The sequence below is a fragment of the Nonomuraea sp. NPDC049758 genome, assembly GCF_040674635.1.
In the GTDB taxonomy this organism is placed as follows: Bacteria; Actinomycetota; Actinomycetes; order Streptosporangiales; family Streptosporangiaceae; genus Nonomuraea.
The window spans coordinates 264,692-279,683 of sequence record NZ_JBFAMZ010000007.1 but is presented as its reverse complement, the minus strand read 5'-3'; the positions used below and the strand labels follow the sequence as shown (position 1 = coordinate 279,683).

Below are 14,992 nucleotides of genomic sequence, written 5' to 3'. Positions count from 1 at the left end.
GTCGCCGGTGAGGACGCGGTGAGCCGGCCCCGCCACTGTTGACCTGTCTCCGCGACCGCGGAGCACAGGCCACACACGTGGGGAGCGGACAATGGGCATGCTGAATGGCAAGACGGCGCTGGTGACGGGCGGTTCCCGGGGCATCGGCCGGGCGGTGTCGCTGCGGCTGGCCGCCGAGGGCGCGCTGGTGGCCGTGCACTACGGCGGCGACGACGAGGCGGCCAAGCAGACCGTCGCCCTGATCGAGGAGCGCGGCGGCCGGGCGTTCGCCGTGCAGGCCCGCTTCGGCGCGAAGCCCCAGCAGAGCGTCAAGGGCGCGGAGGGCGCGGAGGGCGTACATGGTGGAGCGGACGTCGTCAGCGCGGAGGGCGGGCAAGAGGGCAGGGGCGTTGAGGGGGCGGTGGAGCGGTTGTTCGAGGGGCTGGCCGACGGGTTGGCCGGGCGTGGCCTGGACATCCTGGTCAACAACGCCGGCATCGCCTCGACCGTCCCGATCGCGCACCTGACCCCGGCGGAGTTCGAGCGGGTGATGACGGTCAACGTCACCACTCCGTTCTTCGTGATCCAACGCGCGCTGCCGCTGCTGAACGACGGCGGCCGCATCATCAACATGGGCTCGACGGCCAGCCGGTTCGCCGTCACCACGCAGATCGGCTACACGATCAGCAAGGCGGCGCTGGAGGCGATGGCCCCGACGCTCGCCAACGAGCTGGGACGGCGCGGCATCACCGTGAACACGGTCGCGCCCGGCGCCGTACGGACCGACATGACCGCGGGCTACACCTCGATCCCCGAGGTGGTGGCGGCGCTGGAGTCCATCACCGCGCTCGGGCGGCTCGGCGAGCCCGAGGACGTCGCCGACGTGGTGGGCTTCCTGGCCGGTCCGGCGGGCCGGTGGGTGACCGGGCAGACCATCGACGTCTCCGGTGGCACGTACCTCGGGCCGCTCGCCTGACGGAGCCTTGGAACACTTTGCTCAGCCATTACGGACCGTGCATATTCCCGTACAGGGAGCTTGCATAGCCTGATTTCATGGGAGATATCCCCCACGTACCGCCACCATCACCTCCCGGCCCGGCGGCCGGCGACGGCGGCTGGGCCCACAACGGCGGCCCGGCGCACGACGGTGGCTCGGCGCACGACGGTGGCTCGGCGGGCGACGCGCACGTCGACAGGCTGCTGCTCGGCGCGGCCACCAGCACGCAGGCGCACGTGTGCGTGCTCTTCGTCCTGGCCGAGGACGGGCGCGTGCTGATGATGGACGCCGAGTCGGGGCTCCCCGAGCCCTTCTCGCGCTCATGGGTCCTGATCAGATCCACCGACCAGTCGCCGGTCGCGATGGCGGTGCGGCAGCGGCGGCTGGTGTGGGTGCCCGACCGGGAGGCCATGGCCCGCGAGTTCCCGCTCGTGGCGCTCGCCTTCCCGTACGGGTTCGCGCTCGCCGTCGCGCCCCTGGTCGACCGCGACGGCGAGGTGCGGGGGGCCATGATGCTGCTCTGGCCGCCCGCCCCGGCCGGCCGTCCTACCCGGCACCAGCTCGACGTCCTGACCGCCACGTGCGCCGACCTGGCGGAGATCGTCCCGAGGGGGAACCGGCCGGTGCCGCCGGGGCATCAGCCGCGCGTGCTGACCAGGGAGCCGCCCGGCGGCGAGGGCCTGCTGCTGACCTGCCTCAACCGGCTGCCCGAGGGCTACTGCATGCTCGACGTCGAGGGGCGGCTCACCCTGGTCACCGCCCCCGCCGAGGAGCTGCTGCAGGCCGCGGCGGGCGAGCTGACCGGCAAGCGCCCCTGGGACGCCCTGCCCTGGCTGGGCGAGCCCGCCTACGAGGACCGTTACCGCGCCGCGGTGGTCAGCCAGGAGGTCACCTACTTCACCACCCGCAACCCGGGCGGCCAGTGGCTGGCCTTCCATCTCTATCCGGGCCTGGCCGGCGTCACCATGCGGGTCACGCCGAGCACGATGGCCCGCGACCCGCGTCCGGTCATGCCCGACCAGCTCGTCGCCGCCGACCGGCCGCCGCGCCTCGTTGCGCTGCACGAGATGCTGCACCTGGCCACCACCCTGGCGCGGGCCGTCACCGCCCAGGAGGTGATCAACCTGGTCGCCGACCACGTGATGCCCGCCTACCACGTGCAGGCCCTGGCCATCCTGACCTCCAGGGGCGGGCGCATGCAGGTGGCCGCCTCGCGCGGGTACAGCGAGAAGGCGATCGAGGAGTACGACGGCCAGCCCCTGCTGCACCTGTCGCCCGGCCACCCGTTGGCCGCCGGCGCGCCGGCCTTCTTCGGCACCTGGGCCGAGCTGCGCGCGACGTACCCGGAGGCGATCAGGTCGGACGACATGTCGGCCTGGGCGTTCCTGCCGCTGACGGCCGGCGGGCGGACGGCCGGCTTGTGCATCCTGGCCTACGACCGTCCCCACCGCTTCACCACCGACGAGCGCGCCAGCCTGACGGCCCTGAGCGGGCTCATCGCCCAGGCGTTCGAGCGCGCCCGCCTCTACGACGTCAAGCACCAGTTCGCGCAGTCGCTGCAGTCGAGCCTGCTACCGCGCACCCTGCCCGGCATCCCCGGGCTGGAGGTGGTCGCCCGCTATCTGCCCGCCACGCCCGGCATGGACATCGGCGGCGACTTCTACGACCTGATCCGGCTGGAGGAGAAGGTGGCCGCCGCCGTCATCGGCGACGTCCAGGGGCACGACGTCACCGCCGCCGCGCTGATGGGCCAGGTGCGTACGGCCATCCACGCCCACGCGAGCGCGGGCGCCAACCCCGGCGAGGTGCTCGCGCACACCAACCGCCTGCTCAACGAGCTGGCCCCGGACCGGTTCACCAGCTGCCTGTACATCAGCGTCGACCTGGGGCGGAGCATGGCGTGCGTGGCCAGCGCGGGCCACCTGCCGGCGCTGCTGCGCCGGCCCGGCGAGCCCGCGCAGGTGGTGGAGTCCGCCCCCGGGCTGCTGCTCGGCATCGAACCCGGCACCGAGTACGCCACCACCCAGCTCGCCCTGCCGCCCGGCTCGGTGCTGGCCCTCTACACCGACGGGCTCATCGAGGTGCCCGGACACGACCTCGGCGAGGCCATCGGCAGCCTGGCCGCCGGGTTCGCCCCCGCGCCGGACCAGCCGCTCACGGACGTGGCCGAGGACATGATCGCGGCCGCCGCGGCCGTCGAGCACCGCGCCGACGACATCGCCATGCTGCTCCTGCGCACCGGCCGACCCTGAGCAGCGCCGACCGACCCTGGGCAGCGCCGACCGGGCCCGGGCAGCGCCGACCAGGTAAGGCGTCCCGGGCGGGTCAGGCGCGCCACTCCGGTGTGCGTTCCTGGCGGGCCTGGGCCAGGGCCTCCCTGACGCCCTCGGCGTCCTTGTCGGTGGTGTAGACGGGGCTGCCGGGCTGCTGCCGCCACGACTCGTCGAGGCCGCCGGCGTCCACGGGGTCGAAGCCGAGCGCGTCCACCAAGCCCATCACGATCTTCTTGCCGCGCTCGTCGTCGGCGGCCACGGGCAGGGCTATGCGACCGGGGGTGCCGGACGGGCGCCCGCCGTGGCCCAGGTGGTCGGCGAAGATGTTGTTGAACGCCTTCACCACCGGATGGCCGAGCTGCTGCTCGACCCACCGGCTCTCCGGCATCCCGGCCTCGATCTCGTCGATCCGGCCGTCGCGCTGGGGGTAGTAGTTGCCGGTGTCCACGACGGTCAGGCCGCCGGTGACGTCGTCGAACAGGCCGTCGGGCAGCTCGGGCACCTTGCCCTGGGGGATCGTGACCACGACCAGGTCGGCTCCCTGGGGTGCCTCCTCGACGGTCACGGGGGTCGCGCCGGTCTCGGTGGCCAGGCCGGTGAGCGTCTGGGGCCCCCGGGAGTTGGCCACCGCCACCTCGTGCCCCAGCTCGGTCAGGCGCCGGGTGAGCGTGCCGCCGATGTTCCCCGCGCCGATGATGCCGATCTTCATGCTCCGCCCCCGGTTGTGCGCCTCAGCTACTGCTCGCCAGGATATCGTCACAATGCGTTATCGCTGGTCGGAGGCCGTGTCGGCGCGCCGGACGGCACCCGAACCCGATTCCGGGCGGATGGTTCCAGCGGCGCCGCTGGCATCAAGTGGTCACCGGCACGCAACTTCCTGGTCGTTCCGCGGCGGAATCTGCGCGCGACGAACCCGCACACTGGACCCCATAGGCAGGCAAACGGACGTTGGAGGACCGAATGGGAAATTCAGCATTACGTTCCGTCTCGCGCGACGCTGGGCGGCGTGAATTCGTTAATCACGCGGGCGGCACGCGTCCGCATATCCAGCTGGTGTCCGACGAGCCGGGGATCCGGGGGTTGTTCCGTTACCGTCCCGAGGCGGCCGAACCGCTGACCCTGCTCTCCGAGGTGCTGCTGTGCGGGGACAGCCCGCTGACCCGGGGCGAGCGCGAGCTGATCGCGGCGTACGTGTCGTCGCTCAACCGGTGCCGGTTCTGCTTCCACACCCACGCGGCCTTCGCCGCCGTCCGCGTGCCGGACGGCATGACGCTGGTCGACGAGACCTGCGCCGACCCGGCGGCGGCCCCGCTCTCCGGCAAGCTCAAGGCCCTGCTGGCCATCGCCGGGGCGGTGCAGCGCGGCGGACGGGAGGTCACCGACGAGCACGTGCGCGCCGCCAGGGCCGAGGGCGCCACGGACCTGGAGATCCACGACACGGTGCTGATCGCGGCGGCCTTCTGCATGTACAACCGGTACGTGGACGGCCTGGCCACACTGGCCACCGACGACCCCGGCCACTACGCCGACAGGGCCCGTCTGACCAGCGGGTACGTGAAGGTGTGGAACGACGAGGCGCTGGACGAGGCCGGCTGAGCGGCCCCGTCCACCCGGGCGTGATCAGCCGAAGAACTCGTCCACCGAATAGGGGTCGAGCGGGAAGCTCCAGCGCTCGCTGATCTTCCCGTCGGTGATCCGGAACAACTGCATGCCGCGGTCGTCGAGCGAGCGGCCGTCGCGCTCACCGCGGATGCGCAGGACGGCGGCGACCTGGTCGCCGCCGACGAGGTAGGACTCCGGCTCCAGGCGCAGCGTGCCGGTGGTGGACTTCAGCAGCTCGGCCAGGTAGCCGAGCACGGCTTCCTTGCCGGAGTAGTCGCGGGCCATCGGTCCGCGGCCGGGGACGTGGAAGATCACGTCGTCGGCGAGCAGCCGGCGAAGGTCCTCCAGGTCGCCCTTGGCGATGGCGTCGTAGGTGTTGCCGGCAACGGTGATGTGGGGATGCTCATCCATGACGACCGCCAGTCACAAACGGGGTTTAGGTGGCGTCCGTGACATTACGCGCGTCAGTTGCAGGAGACAAGAAGGAGGCACAATTAACGAGATCTTGCGCAATTTGCCGGAGTGTGCAGACTAGGAGAAAACCGCATCGATGGGAGCTTGCGTGCCCCATATTGCCCTCGATTCCGATGAACCAGGAATCCGCGGACTTTTCCAGTTCAGCCCAGAGACGGCCGCTCCGATGAACGCGCTGGCCGAGGTCCTCCTGCGTGGCGACAGCACACTGAGCCGCGGCGAGCGGGAGCTGATCGCGGCCTACGTGTCGGGGCTCAACGAGTGCCGGTTCTGCACGGCCTCGCACGCCGCGTTCGCCGCCGCCCAGCTCCCCGAGGGCATGACGCTGGTGGACCAGGTCCGCGCCGACCCCGGCACGGCGCCCGTCACGCCCAAGCTCCGCGCCCTGCTCGCCATCGCCGCCGCCGTGCAGCGGAGCGGCAGGGACGTCACCGACAAGCTGGTGGCCGCGGCCAGGGCGGAGGGGGCCACCGACAAGGAGCTGCACCACACCGTGCTGATCGCGGCCGCGTTCTGCATGTTCAACCGGTACGTCGACGGCCTGGGCACCTTCGCCCCCGACGACCCCGCCGGGTACGACCTGGCCGCGCAGCGCATCCTGACGCACGGCTACACGACCGTCCCACCGGCGGCGGGACAGCAGGACTGATGGACGCGGAACACCACCGGTTCGTGATCATCGGCGCCGGACCCGGCGGGCTGCAGCTCAGCTACTTCCTGCAGCGCGCCGGGGCCGACTACGTCACCCTGGAACGCGAGGACGCGCCCGGAGGCTTCTTCCGCAGCTACCCGCGCCACCGCCGGCTCATCTCGCTGAACAAGGTGCACACCGGCGAGAAGGAGCGCGAGATCCAGCTCCGCTGGGACTGGAACTCCCTGCTCAACGACGAGCCCGACCTGATGTTCCCGAACTACTCGCGCGAGTACTTCCCGCACGCCGACGACCTGGTCCGTTACCTCGCCGACTTCCAGCGCGTCCACGGGCTGCGGGTGCGGTACTCGACGGCCGTCGAGCGCGTCGAGAAGGACGGCGCGGGCTTCGTCGTCCACACCGGTGACCAGGTTCTCCGGGCCGACTGCCTGATCGTCGCCACCGGCTGGGGCGGCCCGCACATCCCCGACATCCCGGGCATCGAGCTGGCCACCGGCTACGAGGACGTCCCCGTCAACGGCGAGGACTTCGCCGACCGGCGCGTCCTGGTCATCGGCAAGGGCAACTCGGCGTTCGAGACCGCCCAGGCGCTGCTCCCGTACGCCGCGGTCATCCACCTGGCCAGCCCCAGCCCCGTCCGCCTGGCCTGGACGAGCAAGCACCCCGGCCACGTCCGCGGCCAGTACGGCGCCTTCCTGGACAGCTACTGGTTCAAGACCCTGCACGGCGTCCTGGAGTGCACCGTCGACCGCCTCTGGCGCGAGGGCGGCGGGATCAGGGCCGCGATCACCTACACGCTGGCCGACGGCGAGCAGGCGGTGCTCGACTACGACGCCGTCCTGCGCTGCACGGGCTTCACCATGGACACCGGGCTGTTCGGCGACTCCTGCCGGCCCGCGCTGACCCCCAGCGGCCGGATGCCGGCGATCCGTCCCGACTTCCAGTCGGCCGACGTCGAGGGCCTGTACTTCGCCGGCACCCTCATGCAGGCCCGCGACTTCAAACGGGCCTCCTCGGCGTTCATCGACGGCTTCCGCTACAACCTGCGCTCGCTGACCGCCCTGCTGCTCGAACGCTACGAGGGCCGGCCGCTGCCCGTGCGCGAGCTGCCCGCCGACGCCGACGTGCTCACCGGGTCGATGCTCGACCGGGTCAACCACAGCTCGGCGCTGTGGACCCAGTTCGAGTACCTGTCCGACGCGTACGTGCTCGGCCCGGACGGCGTCGTGCGCCACTACGAGGACCTGCCGGAGGACTACGCCCGCGAGCGCTTCGCCGCCGCCGGGCTGTGCCTCACGCTGACCCTGCGCTGGGGGCCGCGCGACCGGGCCGACGTGTTCGCCATCCAGCGCCACCCCACGCCCGAGCGGGCCGACGAGTGCGCCTTCCTGCATCCCGTCGTCCGGGCCTGGCGGCACGGCGAGCCGGTCGCCGAGCAGCACCTCCTGGAGGACCTCCAGGCCCGCTGGCGCGACCCCGTACGCCACGTCGAGCCGCTGCGCGCGTTCCTGGCCGACCGGCTTCAGCCGTAGGAGCCGGCCGGCTTCAGCCGGGAGCCGGTCGGCTTCAGGCGTAGGAGGAGAAGCGGGCCACGAGATCGTCGACCACGTCGGCGAGCGCCCCGCGCCGGGCGTGCGCGGCCCGCTGGCGCTCGGCGCCGCCGCCGTGCTCGCGCAGCAGCCGCCACCCCTCCTCGGCCGCCTCAAGGTCGCCGGCCGCGGCCAGCGCGGGCCCGACGTGCTCCAGCAGCCGCGCCACCAGCTCGGCGACCGGCCGCGCCGCCCCCGTGAACGGATCGACGCCGGACCCGCCAAGCCCGTCCCTGGCGGCCCGCCAGTAGGCCGCGCGCAGCAGCTCGGCGGGCACCTCGGGGCCCGGATCGCCGTCCCGCACCCGGTGCAGCGACGTGGTGACCAGCGCCCGCACCACCAGCGCCAGGAACACCGACTCGCGCGTGGAGGCGGGCACGTCGGCCACCCGCACCTCCACCGTGGGCAGCCGGGCCGACGGGCGCACGTCCCAGAACAGCGTCCCGGGGTCGACCAGCGCGCCGCTGTCGGTCAGCGCCGCGACCGTGCGCTCGAAGTGCTCCAGCGACCCGAAGTACGGCGGCGGCCCGGCCACGGGCCACTTGCCCCAGGCCAGCACCCGCCAGCCCGCGTAACCGGTGTCGCGGCCGGCCCAGAAGGGCGAGTTGGCCATGAGCGCGAGCAGCACCGGCAGCCACGGGCGCACGTGGTTGCAGACCAGCACGGCCTGCTCCCGGTCGGGCACGTGGATGTGCACGTGACCGGCGCAGATGGCCTGCTCGTCGTGCAGGGCGCGGTAGTTGTCGATGCCGACGCCGTACCGCGGGTGCTCGGTGATCGGCGGCGGGACGACGTCGCCGATCACCGGTGTGCCGGAGGCGACCACGGCCAGCCCCTCGGCGCGCGCGGCGGCGGCCACGACCTCGCGCATGCGCCGCAGCTCCGCCTCCAGCTCGGCCCGGCTCGCGCAGGGCGCCGTCTTGGCCTCCACCTGGAACTGCGTGATCTCCGTGCAGACCCGGTCGCCCAGCCCGGCCGCGGCGCGCCTGACGACGGCCCCCGCCCCGGGGGCCACGGCGCGGGTGCTCGGATCGACGACCAGGTACTCCTCCTCGACGCCCATCAGGCGGGCGGTCACGCCGCCGGAGGACTGCCGTAACGACTCGGCGGTAGCCGTCATGTGCGCTCCACTCCACTGCTCGACTCGACTGCGGGGACACCGCGGGGACACTGCGGGGACGCTGCCATCCGATCTTGCCCTGCCGGTGGCCGCCGCAGGGCCGAATGGCGCACACGCCCCGCGGGAATGGCTCTCCTGGCCGCATCACCCCGCACCCAGAGGAGGGCCCGCCCGTGACCGCGACCATGTCCGTGGAGGAGGCCGGGCACGTGTTCGCCACGCCCGCCGCGTACGCCGACGAGACCCGGCTCCACGAGGCCCTGGCGCTGCTGCGCCGCGAGTCCCCGGTGCACCGCGTGGAGGTGCCGGGCTACAACCCCTTCTGGGCCGTCACCCGGCACGCCGACCTGCTGGAGATCGAGCGGAACAACGCCCTGTGGCTGAGCGCGCCGCGCCCGGTGCTGCGGAGCGCGGAGATCGACGCCCGGCTGGCCGAGCAGCGGGCCCGCGGCACCGGCCTGAAGACGCTCGTGCACATGGACGACCCCGAGCACCGCGTCGTGCGCGCCGTCGCCGCCGACTGGTTCCGGCCCAGGGCCATGCGCGCCCTGGAGGTGCGCGTCCGCGACCTGGCCCGGCGCTACGTCGACCGGATGGCCGCCCACGGCGGCTCCTGCGACTTCGCCCGGCAGGTCGCCGTGCACTACCCGCTCTACGTCATCCTGTCGCTGCTGGGCCTGCCCGAGTCCGACTTCCCGCGCATGCTGCGGCTCACCCAGGAGCTGTTCGGCCAGGACGACAGCGACAACCGGCGCGGCGGCACCGCCCAGGACCACACCGCCGTGCTGGCGGATCTGCTGGACTACTTCCGCGAGCTGACCGCCGCGCGCCGGGCCAGGCCCACCGGCGACCTCGCCTCGGAGATCGCCAACGCCCGCGTGGACGGCCGCCCGCTGAGCGACCTGGACGCCGCCTCCTACTACGTCATCATCGCCACCGCCGGGCACGACACCACGAGCTCCACCATCGCCGGCGGCCTGGAGGCGCTCATCCGGCACCCCGGCGAGCTGCGGCGGCTGCGCCGGGACCCCGGGCTGCTGCCGCTGGCGGCCGAGGAGATGATCCGGTGGGTGAGCCCGGTGAAGGAGTTCATGCGCACCGCCGCCGCCGACACCGCCGTACGCGGCACGCCGGTCAGGCGGGGGGAGTCGGTGCTGCTGTCGTACCCGTCGGCCAACCGGGACGAGGAGGTGTTCGCCGAGCCGTTCCGCTTCGACGCCGGCCGTGACCCCAACCGGCACCTGGCCTTCGGCTCCGGCGTGCACTTCTGCCTCGGGGCCGCGCTGGCCCGCATGGAGATCCGGGCGCTGTTCGCCGAGCTGCTGCCCCGGCTGGAGAGCGTGGAGTTCGACGGCGAGCCCGCCTGGGTGGCCACCACGTTCGTGGGCGGGATCAAGCACCTGCCGATCCGCTACACGCTGCGCGCGTGAGGCCGCCCGCGCGGCCGGCGGGCGGTCAGAACAGCGTGGGAGGCTCGGCGGGCATCGGCTCGGGCAGCGGGCGCAGCTCCGGCACCCGGGCGCGCACCTCGTCGTGGAAGCGGCGGGCGAGCATCGGCGCGTCGGCGTTGTCGGGCGTGTGGACGAACACGGTGGGGGAGCGGCCCTCGCGCAGCCACCCGGCGACCGTGTCCACCCACTCCCGCCAGCCCTCCACCGTGGCCTCGACGGAGTCGCGGCCCAGGTAGCGGATGATCGGATGGCCGGTGAGCGCGCGGGTGCGGCGCGGCACGCGCGGCTTCTTCGTCCACGCGTCGCGTTCGGCGTCGCTGGTCGGCGGGGTGCGGAACAGCGTCACCGTGTCGAACGGCACCCATTCGGCGCCGGCGGCGGCCAGCACCCGTTCGAGCTGCCCGGCCTGACGGGCGTCGTCGAAGAAGGCGCGGTGGCGGACCTCGACGGCGTAGCAGTGGGAGCGGGGCAGGCGGTGCAGGAAGGCCGCCAGCGTGCCCAGGTCGGCGGGGCCGAAACCGGGCGGTAACTGCACCCACAGGGCGTGCGCGCGTGGCCCGAGCGGCTCGATGGCGTCGAGGAAGGCGTGCAGCTCCTGCTCGGCGCCGGTCAGCCGGTGGTGGTGGGTGATGGCCTTGGGCAGCTTGACCACGAAGCGGAAGTCGGGGTCGAGCTGCCGGGCCCACGACTCCACCGTGGCGCGGGCGGGGGTGGCGTAGAACGTGGTGTTGCCCTCGACCGCGTCGCACCAGGTGGCGTAGGCGCGCAGGCGCTCTCCCGGCGGGAGCGGATGGGGCAGGAAACGTCCGTTCCACGGTGTGTGCGTCCACATCGCGCATCCCACATGAAGCCGCATGCCTCCGACGTTAGCGGAGCCGCCGGGTGCCCGGGGCCGCCGCCGATGTCCGGGTACGCCACCGTTTAGGCTGGTCGCATGGGCATGGTCGGGACGGTCGGGCTGGTGCTGCATCCCCAGCGCGACTCCAAGAAGGCGATCGACACGATCCTGCGCTGGGCCGCGGAGAAGGGGGCCACCGTCCTCGGGCTGCCCGAGGAGGTCGGGCGCATCGACTGCAGCGCGGTGCCGGTGGACGCGGTCGCCCTGGTCGAGCGGGCCGACCTGCTGGTGGGGCTCGGCGGCGACGGCACGATGTTGCGGACCATGCGGCTGCTGGCCGGCCGGCCCACGCCCATCCTCGGGGTGAACCTGGGCAAGCTCGGCTTCCTGGCCGAGATCGACGTGGACGAGCTGGCCGGCACGCTGTCGGCCATCGACCGCCACGAGTACACGATCGAGCCGCGGATGGCGATCAAGAGCGTGGTCGCGGGGGTCGAGGTGACGGCGTTCAACGACATCGCACTGGTCCGCATCCCCGGCGAGGGGCTGGCCGGGGTGTCGGTCACCCCGTCGGGCAGCCCGTTCGTGAGCCTGTCCGCGGACGCCGTGATCGTGGCCACCTCCACCGGCTCCACCGCCTACAGCTTCTCGGCCGGCGGGCCGATCGTCTCGCCGCGCGTGGAGGCCATCCTCGTGGTGCCCGCCGCCGCCCACTCCTCCTTCAACCGGGCCCTGGTGCTGCCCGCCGACGAGGAGGTGACGCTGGAGGTGCTGCCCACGAGCGGCCGGCTCGCCGTCGAGGTGGACGGACGGGTGGTCGGCCACCTGTGCCCCGGCGACACCGTCACGGTCACGGCCTGGCCGGGGGCGGCGAAGGTGGTCCGCGTCGGCACCACCTTCTACGAGCGCGCCCGCCGCAAGCTGCGGGTGGACGGCAGCGCCGAGGTCGGCTGACCCCGCTCAGCGGCGGTGCCGGGCGGGCCTGGTGAGCGGCCCGCCGGCCCGCACGGGCCTGGTGGACGGCTCGCCCTCCGGCGCCTGCGCGGGCCGCGCGCCGCGGGCGGCGACCAGGGCCGACAGCGCGGTCGTGATCGGCACGGCGGCGATCAGCCCGAGCGTGCCCACGACGCTGCGGACGATCTCCTGGGTCACGACCGGCGTGGTCAGCACGTCGCCGAGCGGCTGCGCGCCGATGCTGAACAGCAGCAGCAGCGGCAGCGACGCCCCCGCGTACGCCAGGATGATCGTGTTGATCACCGAGGCGATGTGGGCCCGCCCCACGCGTCCCGCGGCCCGGTACAGGCGGGCGAAGCCGTAGGAGGGGTTGGCCGCGGCCAGCTCGCCCACCGTCACCGCCTGGGTGACGGTGACGTCGTCGAGCACGCCGAGCGCCCCGATGATGATGCTGGCCAGCAGCAGCCCCTCGGTGTCGATGGACAGGCTCATGCCCAGCGTCAGCGCGGTGTCGTCGGTGACGCCGTTGAGCCGGGCCAGGCCGAGCGCCCCGTACGACAGCAGCCCGGTGAGCGCCAGGCTGGCCAGCGTGCCCAGCACCGCCATCGACGTGGTCAGCGAGAAGCCGTGGGTGAGGTAGAGCACCGTCAGCATGATCGCGGCCGAGCCGACGACGGCGACCAGCATCGGCGGCTCGCCCGCCAGGACGGCCGGGATGACGAACGTCAGCAGCAGCCCGAACGTCACCGCCAGCCCCACCAGCGCCGTCACCCCGCGCCACCGTCCGAACGCGATGACCGCCAGCGCGAACGCGCCGCCCAGCAGCCACAACGTCGTCGACCGGTCGTGGTCGGAGAGCTGGTAGTCCCCGTCGGCGGCGCGCAGCAGCAGCACGTCGTCGCCCGCCGTGAACCGCTGGGCCCCCGGGCCGCCCGGCAGCCGCAGCGTGACGTCGCGGCCGGTGTCGGGCCCCGAACCGACCCGCACGGTGGCGTTGCCGCAGGTGGCCGGGTCGGGCACCGGCATGCCCTCCTGGACGGCCGGGCAGCGCCTGAGCGTGACCGAGGCGATCGTGCCCTCGACCCGCTCGACCGCCGGCGCCTCCCGCCCGTCCTGGCCGTCCGGCGCCGCCTGCCCCGCGGGCCAGAGCCACACCAGGCAGGCCAGCGTGGCCAGGGCCAGCGGCACCAGCACGGCCAGGCTCGCCACGACCGCGCCGCGCGACGGCGGCGCGTCGGCCACGCCGTGGGAGTGGCCGTGACCGTGGGAATGGCCGTGGAAATGATCGGCGCCCATCGCGTGAAAGATCCTCCTAGGCTTCCGGGACTGCGACAGTAACGCACCCGGCGCGGGGTAGGAGCCGGGTGTGGCGACGCTGGTGGGCACCTCCGGATGGCAGTACAAGGACTGGCGCGGCGTGCTGTACCCCGAGGGGGTCCCGCAGCGGTTGTGGCTGGAGACGTACGCGGCCGAGTTCCCCACGGTCGAGAGCAACAACGCCTTCTACCGCCTGCCGTCGCCGGAGACGTTCGCCGCCTGGCGGGAGCGCACGCCCGACGGGTTCGTGATGGCGGTCAAGGCCAGCCGTTACCTCACCCACATCAAGCGGCTGACCGGGCCCGAGGAGCCGGTCGCCCGGCTGATGGCGGCCGCCGGGGCGCTCAAGGAGAAGCTGGGCCCGGTCCTGCTGCAACTGCCGCCCACGCTGCGCGCCGACCCCGCCCTGCTGGACCGCTGCCTGGGCTGCTTCCCCGGCGGCGTGCGGGTGGCGGTGGAGCCGCGGCACGACTCCTGGTGGACCGGCGAGGTGCGCGAGGTGCTGCTCGCGCGGGGTGCCGCGCTGTGCTGGGCCGACCGGCTCGGCCGGCCGCTGACGCCGCTGTGGCGCACCGCCGACTGGGGGTACGTGCGCCTGCACGAGGGCCTGGCCGCCCCCCGGCCGTCCTACGGCGTGGCGGCGCTGAAGAGCTGGGCGAGGAGGGTGGAGCAGGCCGGATGGCGGGACGTCCACGTCTACTTCAACAACGACCCGGGGGGAGCGGCCGTGCGCGATGCGCGGCGATTTGCCACACTCGCCTGATGCGCACGCGTCTGTACAGGAATGGCGTCCTCGAAAAGGAGGGCTTCCCCGTCGAGGAGGTCTCCGACCACGTCGGCGACCCCGAGGCCGCCGTCTGGTTCGATCTGTGCTCGCCCACCCCCGAGCAGCTCAACCAGGTCGGGGAGGAGCTCGGCCTGCACGAACTGGCCGTCGAGGACGTCCTCAGCGACCACCAGCGCCCCAAGGTGGACGTCTACGACAACCACCTGTTCATCACCGTGTACGGCATCCACCTCGACGAGGGCCGCCTCGTCCCCGTCGAGGTGAACGCCTTCGTCACCCGCAACGCCCTGGTGACCGTGCGGGAGAACGCCTGCTTCGACATCGACGAGGTGGTCAGGCGCTGGGACGCGACCTCCCGCCTGGCCGGGCACGGCGTCTCCTTCCTGCTGCACGGCCTGCTCGACTACGTCGTGGACAGCCAGTTCGACCTGGTCCAGGACCTCGACGCGCGGGCCGAGGCCATGGAGGAGTCGCTGTTCGACGACGCGCCCCGCGACGGCAGGCAGCTCCAGCGCGCCATGTACCTGCTGCGCAAGGACACCGCCAGGCTGCGCAAGATCTCGATGCCGATGCGGGAGGTGCTCGGCACGCTGCTCCGCCGCGACCAGGAGATCGTCGCCGACCCGGTGATGGCCCCCTACTACGAGGACGTCTACGACCACGTCCAGCGGGTCGCCGAGTGGGTGGAGGCGATCCGCGACATGCTCGCCAACGTCCGCGAGACCCGCCTGGCCCAGCAGGGCTTCCGCCTCAACGAGATCATGAAGCGGGTGACGAGCTGGGCCTCCATCATCGCGGTGCCCACCGCCATCACCGGCTTCTACGGCCAGAACGTGCCCTACCCCGGCTCCGGGCACATCTCGGGCTTCTGGGTGTCGTCGGTGCTGGTGGCGGTGGCGTCCGTGGTGCTGTACGCGGTCTTCAAGAAGAAGGACTGGCTCTGAGCGCCGGTGACGGAC

Annotated in this window: 14 protein-coding genes; 9 read left to right on the top strand and 5 right to left on the bottom strand. The window is 73.0% G+C overall.

Going from position 1 to position 14,992, the window contains the following annotated elements:
• Positions 1-91: 91 nt before the first annotated feature.
• Positions 92-955 (top strand): SDR family oxidoreductase, encoded by an 864-nt coding sequence (locus tag AB0J46_RS20820; protein WP_364334093.1) that lies wholly within the window; start codon positions 92-94, stop codon positions 953-955.
• Between the two features lie 77 nt (positions 956-1,032).
• A complete protein-coding gene (locus AB0J46_RS20815) occupies positions 1,033-3,228 on the top strand; it encodes a SpoIIE family protein phosphatase (RefSeq protein ID WP_364334090.1) in 2,196 nt (731 codons plus the stop codon).
• A 73-nt stretch (positions 3,229-3,301) separates the two neighbouring features.
• Here the strand turns inward: AB0J46_RS20815 and AB0J46_RS20810 are convergent, their stop codons facing one another.
• Complete coding sequence (locus tag AB0J46_RS20810; protein ID WP_364334087.1) at positions 3,302-4,009, bottom strand: NAD(P)-binding domain-containing protein; 708 nt, start codon at positions 4,007-4,009, stop codon at positions 3,302-3,304.
• Positions 4,010-4,302: 293 nt separating this feature from the next.
• Here AB0J46_RS20810 and AB0J46_RS20805 point away from each other — a divergent pair, with 293 nt between their 5' ends.
• Positions 4,303-4,845 (top strand): carboxymuconolactone decarboxylase family protein, encoded by a 543-nt coding sequence (locus tag AB0J46_RS20805; RefSeq protein WP_364334084.1) that lies wholly within the window; start codon positions 4,303-4,305, stop codon positions 4,843-4,845.
• A 24-nt stretch (positions 4,846-4,869) separates the two neighbouring features.
• Here AB0J46_RS20805 and AB0J46_RS20800 read toward each other — a convergent pair whose 3' ends face one another.
• On the bottom strand, positions 4,870-5,262 hold the full coding sequence (locus AB0J46_RS20800; protein ID WP_352330337.1) for a nuclear transport factor 2 family protein: 393 nt from the start codon (positions 5,260-5,262) through the stop codon (positions 4,870-4,872).
• Between the two features lie 139 nt (positions 5,263-5,401).
• Here AB0J46_RS20800 and AB0J46_RS20795 point away from each other — a divergent pair, with 139 nt between their 5' ends.
• Positions 5,402-5,974 carry a carboxymuconolactone decarboxylase family protein gene (locus AB0J46_RS20795; RefSeq protein WP_358293315.1) on the top strand — a complete coding sequence of 191 codons (573 nt, stop codon included), beginning with the start codon at positions 5,402-5,404 and terminating at the stop codon, positions 5,972-5,974.
• Positions 5,974-7,509, top strand: a complete 1,536-nt coding sequence (locus tag AB0J46_RS20790; RefSeq protein ID WP_364334079.1) for an NAD(P)-binding domain-containing protein — start codon at positions 5,974-5,976, stop codon at positions 7,507-7,509. Before AB0J46_RS20795 ends, AB0J46_RS20790 begins: the two co-directional genes overlap by 1 nt.
• A 34-nt stretch (positions 7,510-7,543) precedes the next feature.
• Here AB0J46_RS20790 and AB0J46_RS20785 read toward each other — a convergent pair whose 3' ends face one another.
• Positions 7,544-8,686: a glutamate--cysteine ligase gene (locus AB0J46_RS20785; protein WP_364334076.1), complete on the bottom strand. Its 1,143-nt coding sequence runs from the start codon at positions 8,684-8,686 to the stop codon at positions 7,544-7,546.
• Positions 8,687-8,859: 173 nt separating this feature from the next.
• Here AB0J46_RS20785 and AB0J46_RS20780 point away from each other — a divergent pair, with 173 nt between their 5' ends.
• The gene (locus AB0J46_RS20780; RefSeq protein ID WP_364334073.1) at positions 8,860-10,116 is read left to right on the top strand and encodes a cytochrome P450; all 1,257 of its coding nucleotides are present in this window, start codon (positions 8,860-8,862) and stop codon (positions 10,114-10,116) included.
• Positions 10,117-10,141: 25 nt separating this feature from the next.
• Here the strand turns inward: AB0J46_RS20780 and AB0J46_RS20775 are convergent, their stop codons facing one another.
• On the bottom strand, positions 10,142-10,993 hold the full coding sequence (locus AB0J46_RS20775) for a DUF72 domain-containing protein (protein ID WP_364334070.1): 852 nt from the start codon (positions 10,991-10,993) through the stop codon (positions 10,142-10,144).
• 78 nt (positions 10,994-11,071) lie between these two features.
• On the opposite strand from AB0J46_RS20775, the gene AB0J46_RS20770 reads away from it, so the two are divergent.
• Positions 11,072-11,929, top strand: a complete 858-nt coding sequence (locus AB0J46_RS20770) for an NAD(+)/NADH kinase (protein WP_364334067.1) — start codon at positions 11,072-11,074, stop codon at positions 11,927-11,929.
• A 6-nt stretch (positions 11,930-11,935) separates the two neighbouring features.
• Here AB0J46_RS20770 and AB0J46_RS20765 read toward each other — a convergent pair whose 3' ends face one another.
• Positions 11,936-13,225, bottom strand: coding sequence for a YibE/F family protein (locus tag AB0J46_RS20765; RefSeq protein WP_364334064.1), 1,290 nt, complete (start codon positions 13,223-13,225; stop codon positions 11,936-11,938).
• A 70-nt stretch (positions 13,226-13,295) separates the two neighbouring features.
• Here AB0J46_RS20765 and AB0J46_RS20760 point away from each other — a divergent pair, with 70 nt between their 5' ends.
• The gene (locus tag AB0J46_RS20760; RefSeq protein WP_364334061.1) at positions 13,296-14,009 is read left to right on the top strand and encodes a DUF72 domain-containing protein; all 714 of its coding nucleotides are present in this window, start codon (positions 13,296-13,298) and stop codon (positions 14,007-14,009) included.
• Positions 14,009-14,977, top strand: coding sequence for a magnesium transporter CorA family protein (locus AB0J46_RS20755; RefSeq protein WP_364334058.1), 969 nt, complete (start codon positions 14,009-14,011; stop codon positions 14,975-14,977). The genes AB0J46_RS20760 and AB0J46_RS20755 overlap by 1 nt, the downstream gene beginning before the upstream one ends.
• The last annotated feature ends 15 nt before the right edge of the window (positions 14,978-14,992 follow it).

Bases quoted from the DNA above. Each gene is read 5' to 3' on its own strand.
- AB0J46_RS20820 (WP_364334093.1), top strand. From the start codon at position 92: ATGGGCATGCTGAATGGCAAGACGGCGCTGGTGACGGGCGGTTCCCGG.
- AB0J46_RS20815 (WP_364334090.1), top strand. From the start codon at position 1,033: ATGGGAGATATCCCCCACGTACCGCCACCATCACCTCCCGGCCCGGCG.
- AB0J46_RS20800 (WP_352330337.1), bottom strand. From the start codon at position 5,262: ATGGATGAGCATCCCCACATCACCGTTGCCGGCAACACCTACGACGCC.
- AB0J46_RS20795 (WP_358293315.1), top strand. From the start codon at position 5,402: ATGGGAGCTTGCGTGCCCCATATTGCCCTCGATTCCGATGAACCAGGA.
- AB0J46_RS20790 (WP_364334079.1), top strand. From the start codon at position 5,974: ATGGACGCGGAACACCACCGGTTCGTGATCATCGGCGCCGGACCCGGC.
- AB0J46_RS20785 (WP_364334076.1), bottom strand. From the start codon at position 8,686: ATGACGGCTACCGCCGAGTCGTTACGGCAGTCCTCCGGCGGCGTGACC.
- AB0J46_RS20775 (WP_364334070.1), bottom strand. From the start codon at position 10,993: ATGCGGCTTCATGTGGGATGCGCGATGTGGACGCACACACCGTGGAAC.
- AB0J46_RS20770 (WP_364334067.1), top strand. From the start codon at position 11,072: ATGGGCATGGTCGGGACGGTCGGGCTGGTGCTGCATCCCCAGCGCGAC.
- AB0J46_RS20765 (WP_364334064.1), bottom strand. From the start codon at position 13,225: ATGGGCGCCGATCATTTCCACGGCCATTCCCACGGTCACGGCCACTCC.
- AB0J46_RS20755 (WP_364334058.1), top strand. From the start codon at position 14,009: ATGCGCACGCGTCTGTACAGGAATGGCGTCCTCGAAAAGGAGGGCTTC.